Source organism: Williamsia sp. (genome assembly GCF_036566845.1).
GTDB lineage: Bacteria > Actinomycetota > Actinomycetes > Mycobacteriales > Mycobacteriaceae > Williamsia.
Map to the genome: position 1 here is coordinate 16,791 of NZ_DATCVM010000033.1, position 10,767 is coordinate 27,557.

Genomic DNA, 10,767 nt, shown 5'->3' on the forward strand with positions numbered 1-10,767 from the left:
CCGAGTCGAAAACTAGCTGTCGGTCAGTTCGATCGTCGCCGGTCCCGGATCGAATTCGCCTCGCTCATACATCTTCTCGAGCACCGGCATGTCTGCGCCGTACACGGCCACCCAATCGATCTCGACGGACAGTTCGTCCGGATGCAGTTCACCGACGCCGGTGCACGGTGTCATGCCCCAGTCGAGGCGACGTTCACAGGCGCCGGCCTCGGCCTGGAGCGCCAGCCACATCGGGGTGTCCGGAACCATTGTGTCGGAGTTGGCCTGAGCCCAGACCTGCCCATCGAGCAGATACCGGACGATGCCCGGACCCCACTCGACACCCACCGTGTGCCACTGTGAGAAGTCCCCGCCGGTCTCGGCGTTGGTCTTGGCGTTGCCTCCGTCCACGTCGACCCAATGCAGGAACGCCGACATCTCCGACCGGTCACCGCTGACACTCTCGGCGAAATCGATTTCGGGAGGCCAGGATTCATCCTGAGGCCACAACAACATGTGGTACGAGATGTCGGCACTCGGGTCGGCCCGCATCCGCACCAGCCAACGGCCGTACTGCTGCGTCACCGGGTAATTCGAGACCCCTCCGGTGACCCAACCGTCCGGTTGCCGCGCTGCCCCGAGATCGAGCACACCCTTGTCGAGAGTGACCATCGAGGCATCCCAGCGACTGTTCGGATTACCGCCGGGCTGCCCGTTGTAGGTACTCCAATCATCGCCCAGGTCACACCGATTGAAGTCATCGGTGAAGCGCAGGGTCCAGCCCTGTTCGTTCCCGGCCGGCGGTGCCACGCCACTGGGCGAATCCTCCGGTGCACATGGTGATGCGAGATCAGCCTGCGGAACGTCGCTGCTGCCTTCGGCGGCGCAACCGGCCACCATCACCATGGACAGCGCGACCGCTCCGATTCCCTGCGCGTACCTGCGACTGCGTCGCGTCACAGGGCCATCTCGATCAGCCGCTGGAGGGTGAACGCCGCGGCACCAACGGTTGTCACCGCGATCGCCGCAGTCAGCAACCATCCGCGTTTCCCGCGACCGATCGACCCGAGCACGGGTACCTCGAGTTCACGAAGCACCGCACCGGCGATGATCAGCACACCCGCCAGGACGAAAAAGAGTACGTCTGGGCTCATTTCGGAGCGACCTTCGCGACATCGTCGCGGCGCAGGATCAACACACTGCCGTCCTGCACGTCCGTGACATACCGGCCACTGTCCGTTATCAGGGCGATCTGGCGATCGAGCTCCGCCTCGTCGAATCCGTACTGCAGCTCCAACATTCCCTTGCCTTGTTCGGTGATGTAGATGTAGTCGGGGTCACGATCGAGCGCGCAGGCCGACAGATTGTCCAGACACGGGTAGGAGTCTATGAAGCCGAACTTCGGTCCGGCCGGATCCAGCGTTCGCCGAATACCGACCGAATGTGGCGCGTAGCTCCACGACATCACCGTGACGTCGTCTGCGACATCGGCCATGAACGTGTCGGTCACCGTGACGTCCTCGTTGGTCGAAGCCTCGAAAGCGGTGTTCAGCCCGCGGTTCGTCGTCCCGATCAGACCGAACACCAACAAGAGTGACGCGGCGACCACCAGTCCTGCGACCTCGCGGCGGTGACGCGATCCGAACCACGTCATCGCACCCACCCGATGGAACACCACGGCGAGCGCCATCGCCGCGAATGGTGCAAGCACCGGCGAGGCCAGCAGGAAGCAGCGGATCAGCATCTCGCCGCCATAGCTCTGCAACGCGACCAGCAGGAACGGTGAACCGCAGAGCGCGGCACCGATCAGCCAGGTGCGTTTGCGGCGGAAGCAGAGCCAGCCGGCAAACGCCACCAGGACGAACAGGCCCGAGGCGCCGATGCGCAGATACTGCATCTGCTTGTAGGTCGGATCACCGTTGAGTCGTTGTCCGACACCGCGGTTCACCGAGTTGCCGACCTGCCCGACCTCATCGAGGAGCGATTGCAGATGGCCGAGCCAGAAATCCGAGGCGCCGTAGCTGAACCAGGCGGCAAAGACCAGTCCCGCCGCCAGCCAGAGCGTGCGGTACCTGGTTGCGCCCAGCAGCGAGAACCAGGCGAGGGCCACGATCAGCAGGATCGGCGTGATCTGGTGAGTCACCGTGTTCGCGGTGATCAGCAGCAGCAGAGCGCCGGCGACCGCCAGGGTACGAGCGGGGCCGAAGCCCGGCAATCGGCCCGGTGTGCGCCGGACCATCGCGAGGCACGACCGCAGACTCGGACGGCCGAGCCGCGGTAGCGGCGCGTACCGCAGCTGCCACAGCAAAGTGGCCACCACCGTGGTGTAGAAGTACATCGCAATCGCTTGCGGTGCAAAGTAATCCTGCTGATACCAATTGAACAACTGGTAGAGCACCACGGCAGTCCAGGCCAGTCGAACCCGGCCGGTGATGACGATCGCGATGGCGTAGAGGGGTACCGCGAGGAGCGCACCGGTGACCAGCGGCGCCCAGACCAGCAGTCCCCCGATGCCCGATATCCCCGTGACCTCCACCAGATGGGCTGCGGCCGAGAAGAACCCGGCCCAACTGAATCGCGCATCCACCTTCTCGGGCAGTTGACCACCCTGGGCGATCACGTCGACGAAGCCGCGGTGGACAAACGCTGTCGGCACTGAGGTCTGACCGGTTGCCGCCGCGACGAGCATCGTGTTGTAGGTGATGAGCAGCACGGTGCCCAGTGCCATCGTCAGGTGATCTACACGGCGGGCCAGAAGGCTCGACGCCAGCACCACCGCCAGCACCACCAGTCCCAGTACAAAGCTCGGGGTGATGGCGCTGATGATCCCGAAGTGGCCGGCGGCATCGATGTCGAGATCGAGTGCCGCCCACACGAAGAGACCGGTCGACACCGCGAGTGCGCTCAGGTGCACCCACCGACGTCGCGACCACGATCGTGCGGCGAGGATCTGGTTGTCCACACTCGACGTGTCGGACGGGACCACGGCGCCGGCCACGACACACATCGCGAGCCCGAATGCGGCGAGCCCGAATTGGGTCCAGATCGGACTTCCCCACTGCGCCACCGTGACCCACTGGGTCACCAGGATGTTCACCGCCAGGGATACACCGATCACCAGTGCGATCGAGACCGACCGCGCCGGGATGCGAAGCATCGTGACCAGCGGCAGGCCGGGGAGTACACCCATACCCACCAGCACCAGCACGACCCGCAGGGCCGCTGGGATCACGTCTTCGGCAGACGCCGCCACCAGCAGATTCAGCAGCAGCAGAGCCACCGCCAGGCCGGCCGCGAACCGCAGGCCGCGGTGGGGATTCCACGGATACCGGTTCGCCGTGGTCGACAACGCCTTGACCGGACCCGGTCGCCAGGGCGCAGGCCGGTCGAGTTGCGCCGTCATCGCCGGGTGCCGACGCTGCGGTGATGGAAATGGCTGCGTGCGAACAACACCGGACCGGCCAGGTAGCCCCAGACCTCGATCAGGCGCAGCTGCAGAGGCCACTCGGAGGGTACATCTTTGTTCTTGGCCGAGTTGGGGGCCAGCAGCCGATACAGACCCACCGGGAGGCGGATCAGGATCGCCGGACCCCGGCGACTGAACGCCAGCTTGGTCAGCGAGGCCGCCATCCCGGTTCCGTAGCCGTAGCTCTGATCCCGCAGATCCGGGATGTTGTCCCGGTGATAGTGGTAGACAACGGCTTTGGGGTTGTATGCGATGACGCCCCCGCGCAGGAGCAGTGACCGGAACGCGTCGAGGTCTTCACCACCACGCGCCGGTGTGCCGGTGCCCAGTCGCAGATCGAACCCGTCGATCAACTCGAGCGCGTCGGGGCGGAAGGCCATGTTGTTGCCGCTACCGCATTCACCGGCGGTGTAGGGAAAGAAGACATTGTGCGGGCCGAAGTCACCGAGGACGTCCAACGCCGGATCGTGGTTCATCGACCAGACCGTCGGATCCGGACCCTTGTCGAAGACGCCCGCCTCCTCGAACCAGCTCTGCAACTGGGTCGGCGCCGCCGTCGACAGCACCCGGCCGGTGACCGCACCCACACGGCCGGTCCGGTCGGCTCGGAAGGTCTCCAGGATCGCACCCACCCAGCCGGGATCGGGCAAGGCGTCATCGTCGGTGAACGCAACCACCCGGCCGGCGGCAACAGCGGTACCGCGATTGCGCGCCGCCGACACCCCGGACACCGGCTCGTCCACGATCCGGATCCGGTGATCGCTGAATCCGGCGAGCAGGGTTGCCACATCGGCGCGTCCCGGCCGGTTGTTGACCACCACGATCTCGGTCTGCTCATGATCCTGGTCGAGCAGTGCCTGGACGGTCCGCTTGAGCGACTCCCGGCCGACCGTGGGAATCACCACCGTCACCAATTCATCGGGCGCGAGCGCCAACTCGGAAGGCTGATCCTGTCCGCCGGGGACCGGCACGGACCCACCGATCCTGGTGAGAAGAGAGGTCGTCACCGTGGCGACCGCGGTGACAACCAGTCCGACGACCATCATCAGCGCCCGCGACGCACCCTGCACGTCTCCGCGCAGTACCGCCCGGAACTGATTCCACAACCCCGTGGACAAGGTCCGCAATACAAAGGACCGCTCGGCGGCCAGTCCGCGCTGCGATCCCACCATCGTGGAAAGGACGGCCTTGGATCGTCCCTCATGCATGCAGCGAGAGACGAAGTAGCGCACCGTGGCCCGCTGGGCGGTCACCGCGTGGTCCACTGCCAGGCCCTCGTGGCGAATGATCCGGGCCCCCGGATTCTGCCGATGCAGTTCGATGCCCATCAATGTCTCTTCGCACCCGGCGGGTACCGCACCGACACGCCCGAGTCGGTTGCTGAATCCACCAGCCGCGGCCAATTCGGTTCTGCGGACCGCCATCGCCGCGCCGATGGGGTTACGGATCGATCCACCGTCAGCGGGCAGTCCCCGATAGTCACAGCCGACAACCCATCCGAACTCGTCGGGGAACCAGCCGGGCCGACCCGACTGCCAATCCGCGACCACCCGGCCACCGATACACACCACGCCCGGGTCGGCGAACGCGGAGCGGGTGGCGCCTAGTGAACCGGGGCGAAGGCGCGCGTCGTCGTCGAGAAACACGATCACGTCACCGTCGGCGAGTGCGCAGCCGGTGTTCCGGGCGCCGGACAGACCCTGGGTCGCGGCGTTTTCGATCACCTTGATCGTGGCGTCGTATCGGTTCACCAGCTCGCTGTGCAACGCCGGGTTGTGGTCGACCACCACGATGACCTCATCGCCCGGTACCAACTGCGCGACAGCGGCGTCGATCGCCTCGATGAGACCCGTGAGCCGCTCATCCGCGAAGCAACAGATGACCACTGAAAGTCTCGGGGCAGACGTATCCATCGATGTCACTACAAACTCCGGTGTCAGATCAAGCCGGGAAGCCCAGCTACAGGTATTGGTAGCTTAGGCTACGTTTACTTTCTCGCCCAATTGTGCGGCGGCGGCCCCTCCTGGGAATCGTGCACTGACCTGTACGGACCCGCGCCCCGCGATAGTCCGTCCAGATGACGGCATCATGGGACATCTGAGGCGGACGGTGCAGATGTTCTCCCTGGAGTGCCCTTGCGACTGTTGAGTCGCTATCATCAAAAAGCACGATTGGCACGTCGACACGCTGGCAATTCGGAGGGAGGTCGTCCGTGATGGGGATTCTGCAGAGAATCGAACGCAAGCTCGAAGGTGCCGTTGATGACGGCTTCGCACGGGTCTTCGGCGGAAAGGTCGCACCGCAGGAGGTCGAGAACGCGCTCCAGCGTGAGGCCGAGGACCACCTCGAAGACCTCGGCGACGGCAGCAAGCTGGCGCCGAACGCTTACACCCTGGTGGTCAGTTCGACCGACCATCAGGAGATGGCTGCGGAATACGAACTGAATCGCAAGACCTTTTCCAAACATCTCGATAACTTCATTCGAGACAACGGGTGGCAGACGTACGGCGAAGTGGTTGTGGAGTTTGCCCACTCACCCACATTGCACACGGGTCAGTTCCGCGCGCGGGGTGCAGTCAACCCCGATGCCCGACCGATGCCCGTACCCTCACCCGGTGAGCAACCGATAGGCCCACCCCCACCCCGTCCACAGGCAGGGCCGCACCCCGCAGGACCGAATCGAACCCCACAAGTAGGAGCCGACCCCATGACCAAGAACTCCGGATACGACCCGCGCGGAGGTTACGAACAGGGCTCCTATCCGCCTCCCGGCTACGGCCAGCAGCCGGCCCAGGCCGGTGAACCACAGGGCGGCGGCCCGCAGGCCTACAGCCAGCAGGAGGGCTACGACCAGCAGGGGTACGACCAGCAGGGTTATGACCAGCGCGGCTACGACCAGCAGGGGTACGACCAGGGCTACCAACAGGGCGGCTACGCACAGCCCGGCTACGACCAGGGCGGCTACGCGCCCGCACAACCCGGATACGACCAGGGTTACCAACAGGGCGGCTACGACCCCGCCGCCTACTCCGGCGAGCAGCAGGGTGCCGGCGCACCGGATCAGCGCGGCTATGAGCAGGGTGGCTACGACCAGGGCGGCTACGCACCGGACCAGGCTGGCTACGCACAACCCGGCTACGACCAGGGCGGCTACGAGCGCGGCTACGACCAGCAGCCCGCCTACGGCCAGCAGGGCTACGCCCAACCCGGATACGACCAGGGCTACCAGCAAGGTGGCTACGACCAGGGCTACGCGCCCGCGGACCACCAGGGCGGCTACGACCAGGGTTACGCCCCGGCGGACCAGCAGGGCGGCTACGCCGGACAGGCATACGCGGCACCGGCCGGCTACGCGCCGAGTTCGATCACGCTACTGCTCGAAGACGGCAGCAACCGCACCTTTCAATTGCGTAACGGTTCCAACGTCATCGGCCGCGGCCAGGACGCCCAGTTCCGGCTGCCGGACACCGGGGTCTCCCGCCGCCACGTCGAAATTCGCTGGGACGGATCAAGCGCGTTGCTCAACGACTTGAACTCCACCAACGGCACAACCGTCAACGATGTCCAGGTCAGCAGTTGGGAACTGGCCGACGGCGACCGGATTCGCGTCGGTCACTCCGACATCACCGTCCGCTTCCAGTAACCGAAACCACCCGACGGGCGGAGGCTCCGGCCGCTGATCCCGGTATGACCCGACCCACTTTCTTTGCACAAGTGACACATCCGAGTACCAACGGAGAGGCCACTGGGCCATAAGATGCACTGGACTTTGATGGCTGGCCCAGGAGGTGAGAAAACGTGCAAGGCATTGTGCTGCAGTTGACGCGTGTCGGTTTTCTGTTGCTTCTGTGGTTGATGATCTGGGCAGTACTACGGGTGATCCGAAACGATGTCTATGCCGCGACCGGCCAGCGACCGCCGACCCGGTTCGAACGCCGGACCCAGGGCCCGGCCCGGGTCAAGGGCGCCGCTCGATATCTGGTGGTCACCCACGGTGCACTGGCCAACACCCGCATCACCCTCGGCACGCAACCCGTCCTCCTCGGACGAGCCGACGACTCGACCCTCGTCCTCACCGACGAATACGCCTCCGAGCGTCACGCCCGCCTGATCCGCCGCGGCGACGACTGGTACGTCGAAGACCTCGGATCCACGAACGGCACGTACCTCGATCGATCGAAAGTCACCACGGCCGTGCGGGTCCCCATCGCAACTCCGGTACGCGTGGGCAAAACCGTGATTGAGTTGCGCCCGTGACACTGGTGTTGCGCTATATCGCGCGGAGCGACCGTGGACTGGTCCGCGCCAACAACGAAGACTCCGTCTACGCCGGTGCCCGACTTCTGGCGCTGGCGGACGGCATGGGCGGTCATGCGGCGGGCGAAGTGGCCAGCCAGCTGGTCATCCAGGCGCTGCGCCCCCTCGACGACGACGAACCCGGCGGTGACCTGCTCGCCAAACTCGACTCCGCCACCCGGCGGGGCAATCAGGCGATCGCCGATCAGGTCGCCGAAGCCCCCGAGCTCGACGGCATGGGGACCACGCTCACCGCGATCCTGTTCGCCGGATCCCGCCTCGGCCTCTGTCACATCGGTGATTCCCGCGGATACCTCCTGCGCGACGGCCAGCTCAACCAGATCACCCGCGACGACACGTTTGTCCAGACGCTCGTCGAAGAAGGCCGGATCACGGCCGAGGAAGCCCACACACATCCGCAGCGGTCGCTGATCATGCGGGCGCTCACCGGCACCGAGGTCGAACCGACACTCACCGTGCGCGAAGCCCGCGCCGGAGATCGTTATCTGCTCTGCAGCGACGGTCTGTCCGACGTCGTCAGCGAAGAGACCATCCGCGACACCATGTCGTCCGTGGAGAACCACAAGGACTGCGCCGACCGGCTCATCGAACTCGCACTGCGCGGCGGCGGTCCCGACAACGTCACCGTGGTCATCGCCGACGTCGCAGATGTGGACTACGGCGACAGCCGGCCGATCGTCGGCGGTGCCGCAGGCGGCGACGACCAGGAGTACGTCCCCGATCCCAGCACCTCCGCAGGCCGCGCCGCCGCGCTCCGGCCGCCCGCCCAGAGTCCCCGACGCCCGACGATCGGCACCACCGAGCCCGAGCACACCCCGCGTCCCGCGCACCCCCGACGCAAATGGATCCTGGCCGGCATCGGCGTGGCCATCATCGCCCTGCTCATCGGCGGACTGTTCGTCGGCCGCGCGATCGTCCGGTCCAATTACTACGTGGGCCAGTCGGACGGCCAGGTGGTGGTCTACCGCGGATTGCCCGGATCGATCCTCGGGCTGAGCCTGCACGAGCTGAGCAAGATCACCTGCACCCACAACATGGACAGCGCCGAGCCCACCGTCACACTCGCCGACCACGGCAACCGACCCGCCGACTGCGTGCCGCTCGAGGTCTCCGACCTGACCGGGACCGCACCCGCCTCTCTCGACGGCCGCGACCCGGTGTCGCTGGACGACGCCGAGGCCCAGGTGAACGATCTGATGGACAACCTGCTGCCGCTGTGCCCCGAGGAAACCTCGGCCGCCACCGAGGCGATCACCCCGCAACCGGCAACACCGGTGCCCTCACCGGCGCCGCAGACCGGGGAACCGGCTCCGCCCACAACCGTGGCCCCGCAATCCGGCACGGCCAGCACGATGCCGCCCCTGTCGACCACACCGGCCCCACCGCCGGGGAACTGCCGGGGCCGCTGATGACACAGGCAGCCGACAATCCTGGTCGCCCCGGCGCCGTCACCCAGACCCCGGCTCCCGGATCGCGCACCTACACCGGCCGCAACTTCGAACTCGCGTTGCTCGGCCTGTCGACGGTCATCGTCTTCGCCGCCCTGATCCTCGTTCAGGTCGCCCAATCCCAAAGTCTCACTTGGGATCTCGCGAAGTACATGGCCGCCTACATGCTCCTGTTCGGATTCGCGCACATCGTGGTCCGGCGGTTCGCGCCGTATGCGGATCCGGTGATCCTGCCGTTGGTGGCAACGCTCAACGGACTCGGCCTGGTGATCATCCACCGTCTCGACCTCGGCACCGGGCAAAACGGTGAGACCGCCAGCCCCATCGACCGCACCCATGACGCCGACCAGCAGGTGCTGTGGGCCGTCCTGGGCATCATCGCGTTCGTCGCGATCCTGATCCTGATCCGCGACCACCGGACGTTGTCGCGGTACAGCTACATCCTCGGCCTGGGCGGCCTGATCTTCCTGGCCCTCCCGGCGATCCTCCCGTCGTCGATGTCGGAGATCAACGGATCGAAGATCTGGATCCGCACACCGCTGTTCAACATCCAGCCCGGCGAGTTCTCGAAGATCCTGATCATCATCTTCACCGCGTCGCTGCTGGTCTCGAAACGAGACCTGTTCACCACCGCCGGCAAACACTTCCTCGGCATGGACCTGCCCCGCGCCCGCGACCTCGGGCCACTGCTCGCCGCCTGGGTCATCTCCATCGGCGTCCTGGCCTTCGAGTCGGACCTGGGCACCTCGCTGCTGATCTTCACCACGATGCTCGTGATGCTCTACGTGGCGACCGAACGGATCAGCTGGCTCATCATCGGCGTCACCCTGTTCGCGCTCGGAGCGGTTGTCGCCTACCAGCTGTTCTCGCATCTCCAGGTGCGCGTCAGCGTCTGGCAGGACCCGTTCAGCGACTTCTACGGGCAGGGTTACCAGGTCGGCCAGGGGCTGTTCGGTCTGGCGACCGGTGGCGTCTTCGGCACCGGCCTGGGATCAGGGCGGCCCAACATCGTGCCATTCGCCAACACCGACTTCATCATCGCGACGATCGGTGAAGAGCTCGGACTCGCCGGCCTCGCCGCGATCCTTCTGCTCTATCTGATCCTGGTCACCCGGGGTCTGCGCACCGGGATCATGGTCCGCGACAGCTTCGGGAAACTTTTGGCCACCGGCCTGTCGTTCACCATCGTGATGCAGATTTTCGTGGTTGTCGGTGGTGTCACCAAGCTGATCCCGCTGACCGGTCTGACCACCCCGTTCATGTCCTACGGCGGTTCGTCGTTGCTGGCGAACTACATCCTGGTGGCCTTGCTGCTCCGCGTGTCCAACGCCGCGCGTGAACCCGACCCGACCAAGAAGAAGCCGACACCGATCGCCGAGGCTCCCACCCAGATGGTGAAGCGCCCATGAACATTCCCATCCGCCGCGTGGTGACCGCCGTCATGGTGATCGTCCTCGCGCTGCTCGTCAACGCCACCTACGTCCAGGTCTTCAAGGCGGACAAGCTCCGGGCCGACCCACGCAACCAGCGGGTACTACTCGACGAGTACTCGCGGCA

The 10,767-nt window shown here is 65.7% G+C and carries 8 protein-coding genes and 1 pseudogene; 5 read left to right on the forward strand and 4 right to left on the reverse strand.

The window, feature by feature from the left end; all coding sequences use genetic code 11:
- Positions 1–12: 12 nt before the first annotated feature.
- The 4 genes from VIQ49_RS02680 to VIQ49_RS02695 are packed head-to-tail and all read right to left on the reverse strand — an operon-like array spanning position 13 to position 5,358.
- Positions 13–939 (reverse strand): glycoside hydrolase family 16 protein, encoded by a 927-nt coding sequence (locus VIQ49_RS02680; protein WP_331880459.1) that lies wholly within the window; start codon positions 937–939, stop codon positions 13–15.
- Positions 936–1,133 carry a hypothetical protein gene (locus VIQ49_RS02685; protein WP_331880460.1) on the reverse strand — a complete coding sequence of 66 codons (198 nt, stop codon included), beginning with the start codon at positions 1,131–1,133 and terminating at the stop codon, positions 936–938. The genes VIQ49_RS02680 and VIQ49_RS02685 overlap by 4 nt, the downstream gene beginning before the upstream one ends.
- Positions 1,130–3,382 (reverse strand): hypothetical protein, encoded by a 2,253-nt coding sequence (locus tag VIQ49_RS02690; protein WP_331880461.1) that lies wholly within the window; start codon positions 3,380–3,382, stop codon positions 1,130–1,132. The genes VIQ49_RS02685 and VIQ49_RS02690 overlap by 4 nt, the downstream gene beginning before the upstream one ends.
- Positions 3,379–5,358, reverse strand: a complete 1,980-nt coding sequence (locus VIQ49_RS02695) for a glycosyltransferase family 2 protein (protein ID WP_331880463.1) — start codon at positions 5,356–5,358, stop codon at positions 3,379–3,381. The genes VIQ49_RS02690 and VIQ49_RS02695 overlap by 4 nt, the downstream gene beginning before the upstream one ends.
- Before the next feature lie 302 nt (positions 5,359–5,660).
- On the opposite strand from VIQ49_RS02695, the gene VIQ49_RS02700 reads away from it, so the two are divergent.
- The 5 genes and pseudogenes from VIQ49_RS02700 to VIQ49_RS02720 form a co-directional block, all read left to right on the forward strand.
- Positions 5,661–7,088: an FhaA domain-containing protein gene (locus VIQ49_RS02700; RefSeq protein WP_331880465.1), complete on the forward strand. Its 1,428-nt coding sequence runs from the start codon at positions 5,661–5,663 to the stop codon at positions 7,086–7,088.
- 155 nt (positions 7,089–7,243) lie between these two features.
- A complete protein-coding gene (locus VIQ49_RS02705) occupies positions 7,244–7,702 on the forward strand; it encodes an FHA domain-containing protein FhaB/FipA (RefSeq protein WP_331880467.1) in 459 nt (152 codons plus the stop codon).
- Positions 7,699–9,171 carry a PP2C family protein-serine/threonine phosphatase gene (locus VIQ49_RS02710; protein ID WP_331880469.1) on the forward strand — a complete coding sequence of 491 codons (1,473 nt, stop codon included), beginning with the start codon at positions 7,699–7,701 and terminating at the stop codon, positions 9,169–9,171. The genes VIQ49_RS02705 and VIQ49_RS02710 overlap by 4 nt, the downstream gene beginning before the upstream one ends.
- The gene (locus VIQ49_RS02715) at positions 9,171–10,619 is read left to right on the forward strand and encodes an FtsW/RodA/SpoVE family cell cycle protein (RefSeq protein WP_331880471.1); all 1,449 of its coding nucleotides are present in this window, start codon (positions 9,171–9,173) and stop codon (positions 10,617–10,619) included. Before VIQ49_RS02710 ends, VIQ49_RS02715 begins: the two co-directional genes overlap by 1 nt.
- Positions 10,616–10,767: pseudogene (locus VIQ49_RS02720) on the forward strand (penicillin-binding protein 2); the annotation flags it as partial. The gene VIQ49_RS02715 and the pseudogene VIQ49_RS02720, both read left to right, overlap by 4 nt.